Raw genomic sequence first — 20,568 nt, forward strand, 5'->3', positions numbered from 1 at the left:
CCTGTTATTCTATCTGTTTTTCCAATCGTTTTTCGATAGCATCCATCAACATGCCAGTAATGGTGATATCTGGGAATGCCGCTTCTATTTCACGTACACAAGTTGGGCTGGTTACGTTGATTTCAGTTAAACGATCGCCAATGATATCCAACCCAACAAAAATTAATCCTTTCTCCTTTAACACTGGTGCAACTGCACGGGCAATTGCCCAATCGCTTTCTGACAATGGGCGTGCTTCTCCACGACCACCTGCCGCCAGATTACCACGGGTTTCCCCTTGAGCAGGGATACGGGCAAGACAATAAGGTACAGGTTCACCATCAACAACCAGTACGCGTTTATCTCCATCTTTAATGGCCGGCAGAAAATTTTGTGCCATGCAATAACGATTGCCATGTTCAGTCAGTGTTTCAATAATAACGCCGACATTGGCGTCATCTTGTTTCAGACGGAAAATGGAAGCGCCTCCCATACCATCTAAAGGCTTAAAGATAACATCGCCATGTTTTTGGTGGAATTCGCGTAGTTTTTTGGCACTGCGGGTAACGAGTGTATCGGGTGTCCATTCAGGGAACCAGGCAGTAAATAGTTTTTCATTACAGTCGCGCAGGCTTTGGGGCTTATTAACGATCAGGCTGCCTTTGGCTTCAGCCCTTTCCAGAATATAGGTCGCATAGATGTACTCAGTATCAAAAGGAGGATCTTTGCGCATCAAGATAACGTGCAAAGTATCGAGAGCGATTTCTTGCTCACTGCCAAACTGATACCACTGTTGTGGATTTTCTTCTACTGTGAGCAAACGTGTGCGGGCGCGAGCCTCCCCTTGATGCAGGTAGAGATCATGCATTTCCATATAATGGATTTCCCACCCGCGTTTTTGTGCTTCCAACAGCATGGCAAAACTAGTGTCTTTCTTGATGTTGATGGATGAAATAGGATCCATCACAATACCGAGCTTGATCATTTTTTCTCCTTAACCCAGATCACCAAAACGTACTTGCAATGCGGTAATTGCGGTAAGTGCCGTCGTTTCTGTCCTCAAGACGCGAGGCCCTAACAGGATATCAGTAAATTGATATTTTGCTGTCATTTCTATTTCTTCGGCAGACAATCCCCCTTCAGGGCCAATCAGCAGGCGCACTTTTTCCACAGGAAGTGGGAGGGTATTAATGCTATGGCTGGCACGAGGATGTAGATTCAATTTTAGGCTGCCATCGTTTTCTGCACACCAGGTTTCCAGTGACATAACAGGGCGGATTTCAGGGATTCGGTTACGTCCGCACTGTTCACAGGCAGAAATGGCAATTTTTTTCCATTGTTGTAATTTCTTCTCCAACCTTTCTATATCCAGTTTGACGCCACAACGTTCAGACAAGAGGGGTGTAATCGTATTGACACCCAATTCAACCGATTTTTGGATTGTAAATTCCATTTTTTCACCACGGGACATGACCTGCCCCAGATGCAGGTTTAATGGGGATTCATGATCAGATAATTTGCCATCAAGGATAGACACTTTAACCGTTTTTTTACTGGCTTCCGTGATGATTGCATCAAAAACCTGATTGCTGCCATCAAAGAGTTGCAACGCTTGCCCGTTACTCATTCTAAGCACGCGACCAACGTGATTGGCAGCATCATCACTCAAATAAATTTCCACTCCTGTTGAGAGCAGTTCAGGGTGATAGATGCGGGGAATTCGCATATTCTTCTTTCCTTCTTTTTCCGGGTTCTTCCGGTATGGCGCAAACAACCATATGACAAAATTGATTCATCGTCATGATAAATGAGCGTTGTTTGCGTGATCAAGTTATCTCTTGGTTTAAGGAATACAAGATATTTCCTTGCGATCGGGTTCGCATATTTATTTTATAATAGCTTTTTCGGCTAAATTTTTATTGCCAATATCTGGGGTGAAAAATTAATATTCATCTTGTTCTGATTGTAGTCAGGAAATAAGGAAAGAAGGCAATAACAGGGATGTTATTTATATACGCATTAAACTTCAAGTTGCAATTTACAACACGATTTTTCCCCGCGAAGCGGGAAGAAATTACACGTATCTTGAAGTGAGATGGGTATAAATAGATTTTAATTTTTCATCGGTGATAAAAGGAAGGGTGCTATTTTAATTAATGTGGATTATATAATAATTATGTTTTTCTGTAGTACCTTATTGTTATTGGCTGTTATCGATATAAAAACATATTGCTTGCCTGATATTATCACTCTTCCTTTATTATGGTTAGGTCTTTTGGTTAATATTGATGGTAACTTGGTTTCGATAAAGAGTGCAATATACGGCGCCATATCAGGGTATCTTTTTTTATGGTTTTTGTATTGGTTGTGTCGATATACCTTAAATAAGGAAGGAATTGGTTATGGTGATCTTAAATTAACCGCAGCAATCGGTGCCTGGTTGGGTGTGGAAATGATACCAATATTGATGCTAATGGCTTCATTATTGGGGATATTTGGATTTGTAATAATTGGCATGAAAAGAAAATCTTTTCCTGAGTTTATCGCATTTGGGCCTTATTTATGTTTATCTGCGATAGTATTGCTGGGGTATGGTATTGGCAGAGTATAGTATCCATTTGCAAAGTGGGGAAAATAGATAAAAAGTGGCGGAGAGAACCGGAACCTAACCGACGATACACATTCTGTACAGGCTAGATGTTAAAAGCATCTAGTTGGTTTAAGCTGCTTTTCTGCATATGCCAGACATTGGAAGCATCTGTTAGCTTGAGCAGCGCATCCTGTGTAGTTAGATGTTAAAAGCATCTAGTTGGTTTAGGCTGTTTATCCTGTATGCGCTAGACGTTAGAAGCATCTAGTTGGCTTTAAGCTGCATGCCTTGCATATTCTAGATGTTGGAAGCATCTGGTTAGCTCTAGGCTGCTGGCTTATCTCTCCGCTGACTGCAAATTTAAAAAAAGTGAGATTTTTATTCAAGCTGATTTATTGGATTATGGATTATTGATCACAACTTAAGTTTATTAATTATTTCAAATTCTTTAAAAGCGCTAAATATCACATCAATTCAAAAAGAATTGTGTTTATTTAATGGGTTTTTTCATTTTAAAAATTAATTTCTTATTGGTTTTATATGGGTAAATATAATGTATTAAAATGAATTTTGATACTTAATTTATTAATAGTTGGAGCTGGTGTTTTATTTTTTATTTGGCGTTTTGGATTCATTAAAATTAGATTGGTGGAGCATTATGGTAATATTTTAAATATTGTTATACGGGCGTTACTATTCGCAACGCCCATGATGATTTTTAACTTACTGAGGCCACTTCATTTCGCCTTTTAATACCTTGGCACTGAGCTCAAGGCTGGATTCATCAGCCAAATCTGGATAGTGTTTTTTCATGGCTGCAATTAGCACATTGGAATCTTTTGCTTTCGGTAACTCTTTTTCCAGTGTGGTCAGATAATTCTGGGTAAAAGTCACTGAGTCCAATGTCATTGATGAATTCCCTAAATAGTGGCCTGGTACAACAGTTTTAGGTTGCAGGCTCTTGATGCGATCCAATGTTTGTTGCCAATGCTGGCGTGATGCTTTGGTCTGGGTATCTGCAATCCATACATGGATATTGTCAGAAACAGTCACACCACCCACAACGGCTTTTAATTTAGGAACCCAGACAAAAGTACGATCTGCGGCTGGACCATCTAAACCTTCAACAATCAGTTTTTCACCATCGACAGTGAAGGTGTTTCCTTCCAGTGGTTCTGGTACGACGATCTTTTTGGGAGCCTGATCTGCAAGAATTCCACCCCAATAAGCCAGCTTACCATCTTTGGTTTCATTGATCGCTTTGATGGTTTCTGGTGATGCGATAACTTTGGCATCAGGGAATGCTTCGGTGATCACATCAAGGCCAAAATAAAAATCAGGATCGGATTGGCTGATATAGATCGTTGTCAATTTTTTGCCGGTTTGCTGGATCATTTTTACCAGCTCTTGTGCATCATTTTTCTTAAATTGGGCATCAATCAGGACAACTTCATGATCACCACTGATAATTTCGGAAGAAACAGGGAAGACGCCTCTTTCACCTGGGTTGTAGATATCCAATTTTAGATCGGTTGCTTGAGCCAGTGATGCCATCCCCAAGGAGAGTGTCGCTGCCAGAGCGATGTTGAATGTTGTTTTGCGAGCCATCGTCGAATTCCTATAGCAAAAAGTTTATATGCTTGAATGGCGTGTATAATAAGTTGCATATTTCGATTTAAAAACCCCATAACTAGCAACTATTTGTTGCATAAATCGAGCTAATTAAGGCAAAAAACAGGTTGACCGAAATGGATAGGATCACCGCAACACAAGTGTTTATTGCGATTGTTGAACAGGGTAGCCTGATTGCAGCAGCGGAACGGTTGGATATGTCGAGGGCAATGGTATCGCGATATTTGGCTGAAATGGAAAAGTGGGCAGGAGTTCGCTTATTACATCGTACAACACGTAAAATTGGCCTGACTTCGGCAGGTGAGAGTGTTTATCAACGTAGCCTTAAATTAATGGAATTGACGGAAGGAATACCTGTACAGCAATCTTTGGAAACACAAACCTTGAAGGGATTGTTGCGAGTGAGTTGTTCCCAATCGTTGGGCGTTAGTGCGCTGGCAGTTGCTATTCCTGAATTTATGCGGGTATATCCGCACATTGCCGTCAATCTGCAAATGGATAATAAAGCCGTCAATTTAATAGAAGAACGCATTGATTTGGCGATCCGTATTACCAATAATTTGGAGCCAAATCTGATCGCTCGCCCATTATCGACTTGCCATTCCATTGTTTGTGCTGCGCCGTCTTATTTAGCAGGAAAATCTATTCCCAACAATCCTATGGAGTTAACAGCACATAACTGCCTGAACTATAACTTTTTCGGCAAGAGTTTATGGGTATTTGAAAAACAGCATGAGCACTATTCAGTCCCTGTCAGTGGTACGTTGAGTGCCAATGAATCCACCGTATTAATGAAAGCTGCTTTGCAGGGAGCTGGAATTACAATGCAGCCTTACTATTCTGTTTCTTCTTATTTGATGTCAGGGCAGTTAGTTGAGCTGCTACCTGATTACCAACCCCAGGCTATGGAGATCTATGGCATTTATACCAGCCGCCAGAATATGCCAGCGACTTTGCGTGCACTGTTAGATTTTCTGGTGGATTGGTTTGCTACATCACCCCATTGGCAGCAATTAATGTTGAAACGCTAATGCCAGTTTTTCGGCAAATAGAGCAGCCTGTTGTTTTAGATGTGTAATGAAAGCCTCTACAGGCTCTGAGGAGGGGCGATGTATGGGTTTGATTAAACTGACTGTAAATGGAATGTCGATACTGAATGGCCGAATGCAAATCTTTGCGCTGTTATCTAAATAATCCAATGCAGTGAGCGGGTTTACGATAGACAGGCCAATACCTTCGTTAATCATGGCACAAATTGAAGCTGCGCTATGGGTTTCCATTACTATCTTGCGGTTGATTTGATGCTCCGTAAAGATTGTATCAATCAGTTGCCTGTAACTGTCTGTGATCGAGAGGCTGATAAATTTTTGATTGTGAAAATCTGCTGGCGTTAGTTGTGATTTTTGACTGAGCGGATGATTAATGGGTAAGACACAAACTTCATTTAAGGTGATCAACGTTTCTCGTTCAGTACCTGCCGGCGTCTGCAAATGTTCGGTTAAACCAATATCATGGCGTTGTGCTGAAAGCCATTCTTCCAAAAGGGGAGATTCTTGTGGAACGATGGTCAATCTGGCTTCAGGATAATGTTCGATAAAACTGCAACAGGCTTTTGGCAGCAGAGATTGGGAGAACATTGGCAGGCAAGCGATGGATAACTGCGCCTGTTCAAATTGTCGGATACTGTCAGCCGTATTAATTATTCTTTCCAGTCCATAATAAGAGCGTTGCACTTCTTCGAATAGACGTAATCCTTGCGCGGTGGGAAACAGACGCCCTTTGATGCGATCAAACAATTTCAGTTTCAATAATTGTTCAAGGCGTGCAAGTTCACGGCTGACGGTGGGTTGAGAGGTTTTCAGTAGTAATGCTGCATCAGTCAGGTTGTTAGTGGTCATTACAGCATGGAAAATTTCAATATGTCGCCATGAACAGGAATGCATAGATTTGTCTCTTTGGGTAAAAAATAGTCATTACCATATCACAAATGAATAGATTATGGCTAAATAGATATTTTTATTCCTGCCTGATTATTGCCAATAATGAAGGATCTGCTGATTTTATGAGACGACACTGCAATGACTATATCGACTTTCACTTATGACTCAGAGGGACATTTTACCCCTGATAATTTACTCCGTTTACCTATGCAGTATGGAACACCATTGTGGGTTTATGATGGCGATAACATCATCAAACAAATCACAAAATTAAAACCGTTTGATGTTATTCGGTTCGCACAGAAAGCGTGTTCCAATACCCATATTTTACGCTTGATAAGAGAGCAGGGCGTGAAAGTTGATGCAGTGTCATTGGGAGAAATCGAGCGGGCGCTCTATGCCGGTTTTCAGCCTGGTCGCGATAAATCAGAAATTGTATTCACTGCGGATGTGATCGATGAGGCAACCTTGTCGCGTGTTATTGAGCTGGATATTCCGGTCAATGCCGGTTCTATTGATATGCTGGCACAGATAGGTGAACGTCAGTCTGGACATCCGGTTTGGTTACGCATTAATCCCGGATTTGGGCATGGGCATAGCCAAAAGACCAATACTGGCGGCGAAAATAGCAAACATGGGATCTGGTTTCAGGATCTTCCTCTGGCAATTGCAAAAATTCATCAATATGGTTTGAAATTAGTGGGACTGCATATGCACATTGGTTCAGGGGTGGATTATCAGCATCTTGCCAATGTCTGTAATGCTATGGTAGAGCAGGTCATGCTATGCGGGGAGGATATTCAAGCCATTTCCGCAGGCGGTGGTTTATCCATTCCCTATCAGGAGGGTGAAGAATCAGTCGATACCGAACATTATTACAGCTTGTGGCATGAGGCTCGCCAACGTATTGAGCAGCATCTAGGGCATCACATTGAGCTGGAAATTGAACCTGGTCGTTTTCTGGTGGCGGAATCTGGGATCTTGATGGCGGAAGTACGGGCAGTTAAATCTATGGGCAATCGGCATTATGTGCTGGTGGATGCGGGTTTCAATGACTTAATGCGCCCGGCGATGTATGGCAGTTATCACCCTATTTCTGTATTGTCGGTAAACGCGCTGTCGGAAACCACATCGTTAGAAACTACCTTGTTAGAAACCATCGTTGCGGGACCGTTATGTGAATCAGGCGATGTGTTTACACAGTTGGAAGGTGGAGAGGTTGTATCACGCATGTTGCCCCCTGTTAGTGTTGGGGATTATCTAATTTTTCACCATACCGGCGCTTATGGTGCTTCTATGTCTTCAAATTATAATAGCCGCCCTTTGATCCCTGAAATTTTGTTTACTCAGGGAGAGGGGCGTTTGATCCGCCGTCGCCAGACAATCGAAGAGCTATTATTGCTGGAAGCCATTTAAAATAAGTATCCTTTGGCATAGCCCTATTTTTTCATATACAAAGCCCCTGAGAAAAAATCAGGGGATTTTTTTGAGTTTTTATCCACTTTTCTGATCTCAATAATCAATATTGCATTGGTACGGTAAAATGTTTCAAACTAACGCAGAACAGTGACCCTATGAAACGTTTAATCGAGCAAATCTAGGCGACAGCCGACGAACAAAATGTCTCATCAATTTCACCGCCTCTTTAGCCAATCATATAGGGCAATCTATGGTGTAATCACTCAAAACACCTGCGGATAGTGATTATTGTCCCATGAACAAGAACCCTTTTCTATCTAGCGACCAATTTTTCATCTTAGTCCATGTGATACACCATATTGCATATTTGAAAAATCCCTTATGTTCTTACTTGTTTAAGTATTTATACGCATTAAACTTCAAGTTGGCATTGACAACATTATATGAAACCTAATATTTCCCCGCGAAGCGGGGAGATATCACACGCATCTTGAAGTTAGATTGGTATATAAAAATGAATTTTAATTTTTATTATTTTAAGATTGAATTATTTTCACTTGTATAAATGTTGTTGTTCTAATTGTGATTATTCATCATGAAAAATCGAATTCAACCTTAAAATTAAAATTATGTTATTGTGATGACTTTTTTTAAAAAATATAGAATATTATTCTATTTATCATGTGTTTTATTTTCGTTGAATGACTGTTTATTTTTTCTATGATTATTTGGCTCTAACATACATGCATTCTATATCAACTGATTAACTTTCTATGAAAAATAAATTTTACTCTATATTGTTCATTGTGTTAATGGCTTTTCTTTCTATGGGGGGATTGATTCATCAGATATATTTCTTCCTGCCTTGAGTAAAATGGGGGAGTATTACAACGTTAGTGAATCTAATATACAAAGTGCGATAGCTATATTTTTATTTTCCATAGCTTTTTCTCAACTTATTTATGGTCCATTGAGTGATTGTTTCGGAAGAAAATTCTCCTTTTTGGCATTATGATGTGGTTGATTTCTACTGTTTGTATTTTCTACAGCACACATATCAGTGAATTGTTGTTGTTGCGTTTATTTCAGGGGATAGGAGCTTGCGCCGGTATTACATTAAGTCGTGCCATCATTAATGATTTAATGGAGAAGGAAGAGGCTGCGAGTTTGTATCTAATCATCTTTCCTTTTGTTGGGATGTCACCAGCAGTAGCACCAATGATCGGTGGAGTCCTTAATGAACATTATGGCTGGAAAGCTTGTTTCTTATTCCTGACTTTATTTATAACAGTCACACTTATATTAAGTTTATTTATATTGAAAGAATCACTACCTGTAGAAAAACGTCAAAAATTGAATGTTAGGAGTGTATTTAATAATACTTATTATTTACTCATAAATAAAGAGTTTCTCTATTATGCAACAATACCTTGTTTTGCTTATGCGGCATATTTTTCTTATTTGATAGAATCACCTTTTATTCTTACAACTATGGGGTTACCAGAGAAATATATTGGCTACACTTATATCATACTCTCTTTGAGTTATGTATTGGGTAATATGACAGCTAAGAAATTAAGTCATCAACGAAGTTTGCGAAAAACGATCTCTCGTGGCTATATATTCTTTGCCGTTGGAGGTATTGCTTTCACAATACAAATGTTTTTAAGTCCTTATCCATTGTTAACCTCTGTGATAACAATAGCAATATTGACTTTCGGCAATGGTTTTTTGCTACCACTTGGTACGGCATCGGCAATCGCTACAAATGCACAAATTGCAGGAACTGCTTCTGGGGTGATGGGAACATTACAATTGGGCAGTGCAGGATTAGCATCACTCCTTATCGGTTATATATCTCACCATGATCCAATGAAAGTAGCAATTATTATCACTATTATTGCTCTTGTCGGCAGCTCAATTTATTTAATCGGTGATAAAGAAACAAAAATTAGAAAGTAAATTAAGAAAGAATAAAGTGGTTAACAATATAGAGGTAATATTACGTGATGGTGGATACCTAAATAATTTTAATTTTACAAAATAATACGCGATAAATCATATCACCGTTTTCCTCACTTTTAACGCATATATACAAAAAGGGGATGAACACAAATTCTGAGTACAACGTGATATATTTTTTATTTATTGGTTTTTCACCATATGAAGCAAAACACATAATCTCAGTAGATTCTTCAAAGGCTAACACCTTAAAAGATAATAGTACCAACAAAAAGAGTTTTTTTAACCATTTCAATTTCTTTTTAGATTAATAATTCTTCTGTTTATATAGGAAAGAACATCAGAATAGTATATTCCATATACTTTATTCATAATTAAATACCTACAGAGTAGGTGGTATTTTATGAATAAAAACGGGGCGTTGTTGCCCCGTTTTTTATCCCATATTTGTATAAATCAGGTTTTCTGGTCAGCATCAGCATCAGGCGGCTTTATCTTGACGCTGACTTTCAGGCTTTTTTGCTGCATGGGGTACAGCAAATGCATCCGGCTCAAATTCATCGACATTGATTGAACGCAATCGGCTGATTTCGGCACGTTTCAGGATCTCTGCTTCTTCCTGAGTGATTTTGTTTTCAGCCAGAGCCTGTTCAGCTAATTTATCCAGACGGGTGAAGCTCAGTGTCTTACCTGCTTCGCGGCTCAAGCGAACATGGATTGGCTCTGCGGCGATGATATCGTGCAATGCTTCTTCCAGTAACCCGTGAGGGTTATGTTTGCTTGGTGTCAGATATTGCCCACGTCCAATCCGGCTACGAGTTGCGGAAGGAGTCTGTAATATCTGAGCCAGTTTGTGATCCAATTTATCGGATGGTGCAGTATGTACACGTCCCAATGGGAAAATAATCAATCGCATCAAACCTGCAACCAAACGATTGGGGAAATTGCGTAGCAAGTCATTCATAGCATGTTCAGCCTGATTCAGGCTATCTTCTACTGCCCATTGCACCAATGGGAAATCTTCTTTCTGGCGTCCTTCGTCTTCATAGCGTTTCAACGTGGCAGAAGCCAGGAAGATTTGACTCAGAATGTCCCCCAAACGTGCTGAAATGCGTTCACGGCGTTTCAGGCTGCCTCCCAATACGCCCATTGAAACATCAGAGAGCAGGGCAAGGTTGGCGCTTAAGCGGTTGATTTGTTGGTAGTAACGGCGAGTTGCATCATTGACTGGTGAACGGCTGGTTCTGCCTTTGGTGATACCAAGCCACAGGCTGCGCAGCGTGTTACTGGCAACATGACCTAAGTGACCAAACAGCGCTTTGTCAAAGTGTTTCACATTGTTGCTTTCTGCGGCGGCAATTTCAGCCAGTACATAAGGATGGCAACGGATTGCACCCTGACCAAAGATGATCATGCTGCGGGTCAGGATATTCGCACCTTCAACAGTGATAGCAATGGGTGCCCCTTGATAACCGCGAGCAAGGAAGTTAGAGGGTCCAAGACAGATACCTTTGCCGCCAGCGATATCCATCGCATCAATAATGGAACGTTGGCCTCTGTGCGTACAATGGTATTTCACGATAGCAGACAGAACTGAAGGTTTTTCGCCCAACATGATACCACTGGTGATCATGGTTGCAGCCGCATCCATCACGTAAGCATTACCCGCGATACGTGCCAATGGTTCTTCGATACCTTCCATTTTACCGATAGGCAACTTGAATTGACGGCGAATATAGGAATAAGCACCGATTGCCATAGCTGCGCTCTTTAATCCCCCTGTTGCGTTGGATGGCAAGGTAATGCCACGACCAACAGACAGACATTCAACCAGCATACGCCAGCCTTGGCCTGCCATTTTAGGTCCACCAATGATGTAGTCGATAGGAACAAAAATATCTTTACCACGCGTTGGGCCATTCTGGAATGGGATATTCAGAGGGAAATGGCGGTGACCAATTTCAACACCCGGTGTATTGGTTGGGATTAAGGCACAGGTAATGCCCAATGATTCGGTATCACCCAGCAGATGATCAGGATCATACAGTTTAAATGCTAATCCCAGCACGGTGGCGATAGGAGCAAGGGTGATGTAACGCTTATTCCAGTTCAGGCGCATACCAAGCACTTGCTCGCCTTGCCATTCTCCCATACAGACAACACCCGTATCAGGAATAGCTCCTGCATCTGAACCGGCTTCTGGGCTGGTCAAAGCAAAGCAGGGAATTTCTTCACCACGGGCTAGGCCAGGCAAATAACGTTTTTTCTGTTCGTCTGTGCCATAGTGTTGCAGCAATTCACCCGGCCCCAGAGAGTTAGGTACGCCAACAGTAATTGCCAGAATACCCGATACGCCAGCCAGTTTTTGCAATACCTGAGATTGGGCGTAAGCGGAAAATTCCAGGCCACCATATTCTTTCTTGATGATCATGGCAAAGAAACGATGTTCTTTCAGGTAGGCCCAAAGCTCTGGTGGTAAGTCAGCCAGTTCGTGGGTGATTTGGAAATCATTTGCCATGCGGCAGGCTTCTTCTACCGGACCATCAATAAATGCTTGTTCCTCAGCAGTTAACTGTGGCTTTGGATAGTTATGCAGTTTTTGCCAGTCAGGGTTACCACGGAATAGATCGCCTTCCCACCATGTCGTTCCTGCATCAATGGCTTCTTTCTCTGTTTTGGACATGCTTGGCATAACCCTACGGAAGGCTTTTAGGCCAGGTGCAGAGAATAAAGATATACGTACAGGTGTAAAGACAAGAGGGAATAGGATGATGACCAGTGGTAACAACAACCAATAACTCCAAAGGCCAGTTATACTCATAACGAACGTATAGGCAACAAGCAGCAAGCTGCTAAGCGTCATGCTGACTTTGTGGTAACAAAGTCCGCCAATCAAGACTAAAAATAAGATAATGCTGAAAGCGGTCATAGTAAAACTCCTGTAAATCTCAGGTTGAGTTGTCAGAGGTCTGACCTGTTGTGATGTTCTTCTTTTTTAGATGAGGAAAGCGCATTTATCAATATATTTACATCTTAATTACAATCTAGCTCACAAAGTCGTGTTGGTTTTGCAAACGATAATTTTTTCAAGCTGTGATGATATCTTCTTTCAGATAGGGGAATCCGTTACACTTGTTGGCTGACATTATATTAATCCCGAAGACTTTTCAGGAGAATGAGTTCCATGTATCAAGAACTGATCCGCAGTGAATTATCCGAAGCCGCAGATACGTTGGCTAACTTCCTCAATGATGATGCAAATATCGACGCCATTCAAAAAGCGGCGGTTTTGCTAGCTGATTCATTCAAGGCAGGAGGAAAAGTGCTTTCCTGTGGTAATGGTGGCTCACATTGTGATGCTATGCATTTTGCGGAAGAATTGACAGGCCGTTACCGTGAAAATCGTCCGGGATACCCGGCCATTGCCATTTCTGATCCTAGCCACTTATCTTGCGTAAGCAATGACTTTGGTTATGACTATGTATTTTCCCGTTATGTTGAAGCGGTCGGTCAGAAAGGCGATGTCCTGCTGGGTATTTCAACTTCTGGAAACTCTGGCAACATCATTAAAGCCGTTGAAGCCGCCCGTGCCAAAGGTATGAAAGTCATTACACTGACTGGCAAGGATGGCGGAAAAATGGCAGGAACAGCAGATGTTGAAATTCGAGTACCACATTTTGGTTATGCCGATCGTATTCAGGAGATCCACATCAAAGTCATTCATATCTTGATTCAATTGATTGAAAAAGAAATGGTAAAAGCCTGATTGCTTTTCGTTAGGAATCGGCGTTAGGGGTAGGCAATGTGTGAATTACTTGGCATGAGTGCCAACGTGCCAACAGATATCGTATTCAGTTTGAGTGGACTCATTCAGCGTGGCGGACATACCGGTCCACATAAGGATGGTTGGGGAGTTACCTTCTATGAGGGATTGGGATACCGGACGTTTAAAGATCACCAATCCAGTTGTTATTCACCTGTAGCTCGATTTGTACAAGGCTATCCTATCAAATCAGAAGTGATTGTCGCCCATATTCGTCAGGCAAACAGTGGTAATGTTTCCCTGGTTAATACTCATCCCTTTACCCGTGAACTGTGGGGAAGGTATTGGACTTACGCCCACAATGGTCAACTTAAGGGATACAGTAAGTTGAAAACGGGTAATTACCGGCCGGTGGGTGAGACAGACAGTGAATGGGCATTTTGCTGGATATTGCATCAACTATCGTTGAAATATCCTAAGCGACCTTCCAATTGGCCTGCGGTGTTTAAATTTATTGCTTCCCTGGCGAACCAACTGAGAAAGCAAGGTGTTTTCAATATGCTGTTGTCAGACGGGCAGTTCGTTATGGCTTACTGTTCGACGCAATTGCATTGGATTACTCGTCGTGCTCCTTTCGGCAGGGCTAAATTACTCGATCAGGATGTTGAAATCGATTTCCAGCAGCACACCCAGCCAGGGGATGTCGTATCTGTGATTGCCACCCAACCTTTAACCGGAAATGAAGTTTGGCATCGTATTGAATCAGGTGACTATGCGCTATTTCATCTTGGAGAGAGAGTAATTTGATTCGCGGTTCCAAAAGGGTGATTGGTTTTCTGTTTTTACATTAATAACATATTGTCCGCCTATTACGTTAACTGTGGCAGTAATGCTATTTACGCATAGGCGGGCCGTAATTTTTTCCAAAACAAGTCATTGTCATTATTTTTCTGCTGCTTTCGTTAAATTTCTACCGCAATATTTGAATGAAAATCGTCCTGACGTAGAGAAAAGTGATAGAAGCGTTCGTCTTTATCGAGTGGTTGACGGTTTAGCAGAGAAATTATTTTGATTTGCTTGAACTGTGTCACTTGATTAATCAGACAGTCAGTAGGGGAGGTGTTAGAATTACCCCGGCGAAAATTAAGAGAAACTTTGTAACGATTATCGGAGTGAATAACTTGAGACATATATTGCTCAAGGTTTTTTGTATTATTAGAGTCGCTGCATTACCTAACGGCAATACCGCAAGGTAATCTGTAGTATATGATTTAACTGATAAACTTGTGCAAATCTTATGATTAAAATTAAAAAAGGACTCGACCTCCCAATAGCAGGAGCGCCTGCCCAAGTTATAGAAGATGGTCCGGCAATTCGCCATGTTGCTTTACTCGGTGAAGAATATGTTGGAATGCGTCCTTCTATGCTGGTTAAGGAAGGTGAGCATGTCAAAAAAGGGCAAATTCTTTTTGAAGACAAGAAGAATCCAGGGGTTGTTTTCACTAGTCCCGCAAGCGGGAGAGTGGTCACTATTGGACGTGGTGAACGTCGTGTTTTGCAATCCGTTGTCATTGAAGTGAATGGTGATGAGAAAGTCACATTTGATCGCTATGAACGTGCTGAACTTACTGGCTTAAGCCGTGAACAAGTAGAGAAAAATCTGCTGGCGTCAGGATTATGGACAGCGTTGCGTACACGTCCTTTCAGCCGTACCCCGGTTCCCGGTTCCACACCAAAGGCAATCTTTATTACGGCAATGGACACCCAGCCACTGGCTGCTGATCCACTCGTCGTTATTGCAACTCAGGAAGAGGCTTTTGTTGATGGTCTGAATGTTCTGTCAAGATTGACAGAGGGGAAAATCCACGTTTGCCACGGCGCTGGAAATATTCCAACAGTGGGAAATAACGCTCAAATCACCTATAACCAGTTTTCTGGCCCCCATCCAGCGGGTTTGGCAGGTACGCATATTCATTTCATTGAACCTGTTAGTGCTCAAAAAACGGTTTGGCATCTGGGTTATCAGGATGTCATTGCTATCGGCAAATTGTTTACCACGGGTGAGCTTTATACTGATCGTGTGGTATCCCTGGCAGGGCCACAGGTTAAATCACCGCGCTTGATACGTACTCGGTTGGGGGCTGATTTGCTGGAATTGACGCAAAATCAGTTGCAAGAGGGCGAAAACCGTATTGTTTCTGGTTCCGTGCTCTATGGTACAAAATCCGATGACGTTCGCCATTATCTTGGCCGCTTCCATACGTTAGTTTCTGTACTTGCTGAAGGGCGGGAAAAGGAGCTGTTTGGTTGGATTGCGCCGGGCGCGAATAAGTTCTCGATTACCCGTACCACAATCGGCCACTTCCTGAAAAAGAAACGTTTTGCTTTCTCAACCACAACAAACGGTGGAGAACGTTCTATGGTGCCTATTGGCAACTATGAGCGTGTCATGCCACTGGATATCATGGCAACTCATCTGCTGCGTGATTTGCTTGCAGGTGATACTGATAGCGCTCAGGCGCTGGGTTGTCTGGAGCTGGATGAAGAAGATTTGGCATTGTGTACCTATGTTTGTCCAGGCAAATATGAGTACGGTCCAGTACTGCGTGAAGTGCTGACTAAGATTGAGCTGGAAGGGTAATTCATGGGCCTGAAAAATTTATTTGAAAAAGTAGAGCACCACTTTGAGGCCGGTGGCAAACTGGAGAAGTATTATCCTCTCTATGAGGCAGTAAGCACCGTTTTCTATACGCCGGGCACCGTGACAAAAGGGAATGCCCATGTCCGTGATGCCATCGATCTCAAACGCATGATGATCCTGGTGTGGCTGTCAGTTTTCCCTGCGATGTTTTGGGGCATGTATAACGTCGGAAATCAGGCAATACCTGCTCTGACTCATTTATATAACGGCGATGCCTTACAGCAGGTTTTGGCTTCTGATTGGCATTACATGCTGGCTCAGTATCTTGGTGCGTCATTAACACCAGATGCAGGATGGGGCAGTAAAATGCTATTGGGAGCGGCTTACTTCCTGCCAATTTATGCGGTTGTGTTTGTCGTAGGTGGTTTCTGGGAAGTTTTGTTTGCCATTATCCGCAAACATGAAATCAATGAAGGTTTCTTTGTTAGCTCCATTCTGTTCGCATTGATTGTGCCACCAACACTGCCATTGTGGCAGGCGGCTTTGGGGATTACTTTCGGTGTGGTGATTGCGAAAGAGATCTTTGGTGGTACGGGGCGTAACTTCCTGAACCCAGCCTTGGCGGGACGTGCTTTCCTGTTCTTTGCTTATCCGGCACAGATTTCAGGTGATTTGGTTTGGACTGCGGCTGATGGTTTTTCTGGCGCAACGCCGTTATCCCAATGGGCTACTGCGGGTAGTCACGGCCTGATCAATACCATTACCGGACAGCCAATCACCTGGATGGATGCTTTCCTGGGTAACATTCCTGGTTCAATCGGTGAAGTATCCACTTTGATGATTTTTATTGGTGGTGCCATCATCCTGTTTGCCCGTATTGCTTCATGGCGCATTGTTGCTGGTGTGATGCTCGGTATGATCGCGACGTCTTATCTGTTTAATGCAATTGGTTCTGGCACTAACCCCATGTTCGCTATGCCGTGGTACTGGCATATGGTTCTGGGAGGCTTCGCTTTCGGTATGATCTTTATGGCGACTGATCCTGTCTCCGCAGCGTTTACGGATAAAGGCAAATGGGCCTATGGCATTCTGATCGGGGCTATGTGTATTTTGATCAGGGTGGTAAACCCAGCGTACCCAGAAGGAATGATGTTGGCGATTTTGTTCGCTAACCTGTTCGCGCCACTGTTCGATTATCTGGTCGTACAGGCCAATATTAAGCGGAGAAAAGCCCGTGGCTAATGATAAACCAAAAAATAATGATAGCATTGGCAGAACATTCCTCGTTGTTTTTGTGCTGTGCCTTGTCTGTTCGATTGTGGTTGCCGGTTCAGCTGTAGGGTTGAAAGCGCAGCAGCAGGAGCAAAAGCTGCTGGATAAGCAGCGTAATATTCTGGATGTCGCGGGCTTGCTAAAACCGGACATGACAGCGGCGGAAATCAAAGCAATCTATAACAGCCGCATTCAGCCTGAATTGCTCGATTTGAAAACAGCAACGTTGCAAGAAAGCGCGGGTAATTTTGACCTGAATAATGCCTTGCGCAGTGACGAAACCAGTGTTGCTTTGTTACCAGAACAAGATCTGGCGAAGATCCGCCGCCGCGCCAATATGGCGGAAATCTATCTGGTTAAGGATGAGAGCGGTAAAACGACGGAGCTGGTTTTGCCAATATACGGCTCTGGCCTGTGGTCAATGATGTATGCCTTTATTTCCATTGATATCGATGGTGTCACATCTCACGGCATCACTTACTACTCTCATGGTGAAACCCCTGGTTTGGGTGGTGAAGTTGATAACCCACAGTGGCGCAAGCAGTGGGTAGGTAAAAAACTCTATAACCCGCAAGGTATGCCGGCACTTAAGATCGTCCGTGGTGGTGCCGGTGATAACCCTTACGGTGTAGATGGGCTGTCCGGAGCAACCCTGACTTCTAACGGTGTTCAGCATATGTTTGATTTCTGGTTGGGTGATAACGGTTTTGGCCCGTTCCTGAAAAAAGTACGTGAGGGAGCCTTGAAAGATGGCTGATAGTAAAGAAATAAAACGAGTCCTGCTTGGGCCGTTGTTTGATAATAACCCCATTGCATTGCAGGTTTTGGGGGTGTGTTCAGCGCTGGCTGTGACTACCAAATTGGAAACGGCGTTAGTTATGACCATTGCAGTTACCCTGGTAACCGCGTTTTCTAGCTTTTTTATTTCATTAATTCGTAATTATATTCCTGGCAGTGTGCGAATCATCGTACAGATGGCGATCATTGCATCTTTGGTTATCGTCGTAGACCAGATCTTGCGGGCTTATGCCTACGAAATTTCCAAACAGCTATCGGTGTTTGTGGGTCTTATCATCACGAACTGTATTGTTATGGGACGTGCTGAAGCCTATGCCATGAAAGCACCACCGGTTGAAAGTTTTATGGATGGTATCGGCAATGGTTTGGGCTATGGCGTCATTCTGTTGCTGGTTGGTTTCTTGCGTGAACTGTTTGGTTCAGGAAAATTGTTCGGTGTTACGGTGCTGGAATCTGTCAAGAATGGCGGTTGGTATCAACCCAATGGCTTGTTCCTGCTGGCACCGAGCGCATTCTTCATTATTGGTATGCTGATTTGGGGTTTACGGACTCTGAAGCCTGCGCAGGTTGAGAAGGAGTAACAAACAAAATGGAGCATTATATTAGTTTGTTTGTCCGCGCAGTCTTTATCGAGAACATGGCGTTATCTTTCTTTCTCGGTATGTGTACGTTTTTGGCGGTATCAAAGAACGTTAAGACGGCCTTTGGCCTCGGTGTGGCTGTAACCGTCGTATTGGGAATTTCCGTTCCTGCCAATAACCTCGTCTACAATCTGGTTCTCCGTGATGGAGCGCTGATGGATGGGGTGGATTTGAGCTTCCTGAACTTCATTACCTTTATTGGTGTCATTGCTGCACTGGTACAGATCCTGGAAATGATCTTAGACCGTTATGTGCCGACACTCTACAACGCGTTGGGAATTTTCCTGCCGTTGATTACGGTGAACTGTGCGATTTTCGGTGGCGTTTCATTTATGGCACAGCGTGACTATAACTTCAGTGAGTCCATCGTATATGGTTTTGGTTCAGGTATGGGCTGGATGCTGGCAATTGTTCTGATGGCTGCTATCCGTGAAAAAATGAAATATGCGGATGTTCCAGCAGGTCTGAAAGGATTGGGTATCACCTTTGTCACCACCGGCTTGATGGCATTGGGCTTCATGTCCTTTTCCGGTGTGCAGCTCTAAAGGCGAGAAGAATTCATGGATATAATTATTCTAGGCGTAGTCATGTTTACCCTGATTGTGTTGGTACTAACGGCCATGATTTTGTTCGCAAAATCTAAGTTAGTGAACACCGGGGATATAAAAGTTGAAATCAATGGCGATGAGGATAAAAGTTTCTCTGCTCCTGCCGGCGATAAATTATTGGGTATGCTTTCCAATCAGGGGATTTTCGTTTCTTCTGCGTGTGGTGGCGGTGGTTCTTGTGGCCAGTGCCGGGTGAAAATTAAGGAAGGCGGTGGTGATATCCTGCCAACGGAACTTTCCCACATCAACAAGCGCGAAGCAAAAGAGGGCTGCCGATTGGCATGTCAGGTTAATGTTAAACAGGACCTGAAAATCGAACTGCCAGAGGAAATTTTCGGTGTTAAGAAGTGGGAATGTGAAGTTATCTCCAACGATAACAAGGCGACTTTCATTAAAGAATTGAAGCTGAAAATTCCAGATGGGGAAGTGGTGCCATTCCGTGCTGGTGGCTACATTCAGATTGAATGTCCGCCCCACGTTGCCCGTTATGCGGATTATGATGTTCCACAAGAGTATCGTGAAGATTGGGATAAATTTAATCTGTTCCGTTATGTCTCTGAAGTCAAAGAGCCGACGGTTCGTGCATATTCAATGGCGAACTATCCAGAAGAGCATGGCATTATCATGCTGAACGTCCGTATTGCAACGCCTCCACCAAGAAATCCAGATGTTGCTCCGGGTATCATGTCTTCTTATATTTGGTCGCTGAAACCAGGTGATAAGGTGACGATCTCTGGCCCATTTGGTGAATTCTTCGCAAAAGATACTGATGCAGAAATGATCTTCATCGGCGGGGGGGCAGGTATGGCACCAATGCGCTCTCACATCTTCGACCAACTTAACCGTTTAAACTCCAAACGTAAAATCTCCTTCTGGTATGGTGCGCGTTCTAAGCGTGAAATGTTCTATACCGAAGATTTTGATAAGCTGGCAGCGGAGAATGAGAACTTCACATGGCACGTGGCATTGTCAGATGCTCTGCCGGAAGATAATTGGGATGGCTATACGGGTTTTATCCACAATGTTCTGTATGAGAACTACCTGAAAGATCATCCAGCGCCCGAAGACTGTGAATTCTATATGTGTGGACCTCCAGTCATGAACGCTGCGGTCATTAAGATGTTGAAAGATCTTGGCGTAGAAGATGAAAACATCATGTTGGATGATTTCGGCGGCTGATGGTATACCCAATAAATTTTGGGTTGCAGCTAACATGATTTAACGACAAGCGCCCACATTTTGTGGGCGCTGTGATTTAGAAACAGCCAAAATAAGCCAGAAAGAGTAAGTTATGCTGAGTAAAAAAATGATCAACTGGGGAGC

General features: G+C 42.9%; 17 protein-coding genes and 2 pseudogenes. 13 read left to right on the forward strand and 6 right to left on the reverse strand.

The genetic code is table 11. The features are described 5' to 3' along the window. Positions 1 to 4: 4 nt before the first annotated feature. On the reverse strand, positions 5 to 964 hold the full coding sequence (gene gshB / locus AAC853_RS11570) for a glutathione synthase (RefSeq protein WP_340614656.1): 960 nt from the start codon (positions 962 to 964) through the stop codon (positions 5 to 7). A gap of 9 nt (positions 965 to 973) precedes the next feature. Beyond that, positions 974 to 1,705, reverse strand: a complete 732-nt coding sequence (gene rsmE, locus AAC853_RS11575) for a 16S rRNA (uracil(1498)-N(3))-methyltransferase (RefSeq protein ID WP_338883033.1) — start codon at positions 1,703 to 1,705, stop codon at positions 974 to 976. Positions 1,706 to 2,155: 450 nt separating this feature from the next. Between rsmE and AAC853_RS11580 the strand changes: the two genes are divergently transcribed. Next, on the forward strand, positions 2,156 to 2,590 hold the full coding sequence (locus AAC853_RS11580; RefSeq protein WP_273558897.1) for a prepilin peptidase: 435 nt from the start codon (positions 2,156 to 2,158) through the stop codon (positions 2,588 to 2,590). Between the two features lie 702 nt (positions 2,591 to 3,292). Here the strand turns inward: AAC853_RS11580 and AAC853_RS11585 are convergent. Beyond that, complete coding sequence (locus AAC853_RS11585; protein ID WP_340614657.1) at positions 3,293 to 4,177, reverse strand: MBL fold metallo-hydrolase; 885 nt, start codon at positions 4,175 to 4,177, stop codon at positions 3,293 to 3,295. A gap of 140 nt (positions 4,178 to 4,317) precedes the next feature. Here AAC853_RS11585 and AAC853_RS11590 point away from each other — a divergent pair, with 140 nt between their 5' ends. Next, positions 4,318 to 5,232 (forward strand): LysR family transcriptional regulator, encoded by a 915-nt coding sequence (locus AAC853_RS11590; RefSeq protein ID WP_340614658.1) that lies wholly within the window; start codon positions 4,318 to 4,320, stop codon positions 5,230 to 5,232. On the opposite strand, the gene AAC853_RS11595 is transcribed toward AAC853_RS11590, so the two are convergent. Then, complete coding sequence (locus tag AAC853_RS11595) at positions 5,215 to 6,144, reverse strand: LysR family transcriptional regulator (RefSeq protein ID WP_340614659.1); 930 nt, start codon at positions 6,142 to 6,144, stop codon at positions 5,215 to 5,217. The genes AAC853_RS11590 and AAC853_RS11595 overlap by 18 nt on opposite strands. A gap of 135 nt (positions 6,145 to 6,279) precedes the next feature. Between AAC853_RS11595 and lysA the strand changes: the two genes are divergently transcribed. From lysA to AAC853_RS11605, 3 genes and pseudogenes are all read left to right on the forward strand, one after another. Beyond that, positions 6,280 to 7,557, forward strand: coding sequence for a diaminopimelate decarboxylase (lysA, locus tag AAC853_RS11600; RefSeq protein WP_340614660.1), 1,278 nt, complete (start codon positions 6,280 to 6,282; stop codon positions 7,555 to 7,557). A gap of 172 nt (positions 7,558 to 7,729) precedes the next feature. Continuing rightward, a pseudogene (locus tag AAC853_RS17865) lies at positions 7,730 to 7,819 on the forward strand (transposase DNA-binding-containing protein); the annotation flags it as partial. A 591-nt stretch (positions 7,820 to 8,410) separates the two neighbouring features. After that, a pseudogene (locus AAC853_RS11605) lies at positions 8,411 to 9,522 on the forward strand (multidrug effflux MFS transporter). A gap of 481 nt (positions 9,523 to 10,003) precedes the next feature. Here AAC853_RS11605 and fadE read toward each other — a convergent pair. Next, positions 10,004 to 12,451, reverse strand: a complete 2,448-nt coding sequence (gene fadE, locus AAC853_RS11610; protein ID WP_340614661.1) for an acyl-CoA dehydrogenase FadE — start codon at positions 12,449 to 12,451, stop codon at positions 10,004 to 10,006. Positions 12,452 to 12,706: 255 nt separating this feature from the next. Here fadE and lpcA point away from each other — a divergent pair, with 255 nt between their 5' ends. Continuing rightward, the gene (lpcA, locus tag AAC853_RS11615; RefSeq protein ID WP_074020173.1) at positions 12,707 to 13,288 is read left to right on the forward strand and encodes a D-sedoheptulose 7-phosphate isomerase; all 582 of its coding nucleotides are present in this window, start codon (positions 12,707 to 12,709) and stop codon (positions 13,286 to 13,288) included. Positions 13,289 to 13,324: 36 nt separating this feature from the next. Next, positions 13,325 to 14,092: a class II glutamine amidotransferase gene (locus AAC853_RS11620; protein WP_338883026.1), complete on the forward strand. Its 768-nt coding sequence runs from the start codon at positions 13,325 to 13,327 to the stop codon at positions 14,090 to 14,092. Positions 14,093 to 14,247: 155 nt separating this feature from the next. Here the strand turns inward: AAC853_RS11620 and AAC853_RS11625 are convergent, their stop codons facing one another. Beyond that, complete coding sequence (locus AAC853_RS11625; protein ID WP_338883027.1) at positions 14,248 to 14,475, reverse strand: hypothetical protein; 228 nt, start codon at positions 14,473 to 14,475, stop codon at positions 14,248 to 14,250. Positions 14,476 to 14,582: 107 nt separating this feature from the next. On the opposite strand from AAC853_RS11625, the gene AAC853_RS11630 reads away from it, so the two are divergent. The 6 genes from AAC853_RS11630 to nqrF are packed head-to-tail and all read left to right on the forward strand — an operon-like array spanning position 14,583 to position 20,424. Continuing rightward, on the forward strand, positions 14,583 to 15,926 hold the full coding sequence (locus AAC853_RS11630; protein ID WP_273558913.1) for a Na(+)-translocating NADH-quinone reductase subunit A: 1,344 nt from the start codon (positions 14,583 to 14,585) through the stop codon (positions 15,924 to 15,926). Between the two features lie 3 nt (positions 15,927 to 15,929). Further along, positions 15,930 to 17,168 carry an NADH:ubiquinone reductase (Na(+)-transporting) subunit B gene (locus AAC853_RS11635; RefSeq protein ID WP_273558915.1) on the forward strand — a complete coding sequence of 413 codons (1,239 nt, stop codon included), beginning with the start codon at positions 15,930 to 15,932 and terminating at the stop codon, positions 17,166 to 17,168. Continuing rightward, a complete protein-coding gene (locus tag AAC853_RS11640) occupies positions 17,161 to 17,955 on the forward strand; it encodes a Na(+)-translocating NADH-quinone reductase subunit C (RefSeq protein ID WP_273558917.1) in 795 nt (264 codons plus the stop codon). The genes AAC853_RS11635 and AAC853_RS11640 overlap by 8 nt, the downstream gene beginning before the upstream one ends. Further along, complete coding sequence (locus AAC853_RS11645; protein ID WP_047769693.1) at positions 17,948 to 18,577, forward strand: NADH:ubiquinone reductase (Na(+)-transporting) subunit D; 630 nt, start codon at positions 17,948 to 17,950, stop codon at positions 18,575 to 18,577. Before AAC853_RS11640 ends, AAC853_RS11645 begins: the two co-directional genes overlap by 8 nt. An 8-nt stretch (positions 18,578 to 18,585) precedes the next feature. After that, positions 18,586 to 19,182, forward strand: a complete 597-nt coding sequence (gene nqrE, locus AAC853_RS11650) for an NADH:ubiquinone reductase (Na(+)-transporting) subunit E (protein WP_189758046.1) — start codon at positions 18,586 to 18,588, stop codon at positions 19,180 to 19,182. Positions 19,183 to 19,197: 15 nt separating this feature from the next. Then, positions 19,198 to 20,424, forward strand: a complete 1,227-nt coding sequence (nqrF, locus tag AAC853_RS11655) for an NADH:ubiquinone reductase (Na(+)-transporting) subunit F (protein ID WP_273558922.1) — start codon at positions 19,198 to 19,200, stop codon at positions 20,422 to 20,424. Positions 20,425 to 20,568 lie beyond the last annotated feature (144 nt).

Origin of the sequence: Xenorhabdus thailandensis (genome assembly GCF_037996785.1) — a bacterium.
Classification (GTDB): domain Bacteria; phylum Pseudomonadota; class Gammaproteobacteria; order Enterobacterales; family Enterobacteriaceae; genus Xenorhabdus; species Xenorhabdus griffiniae.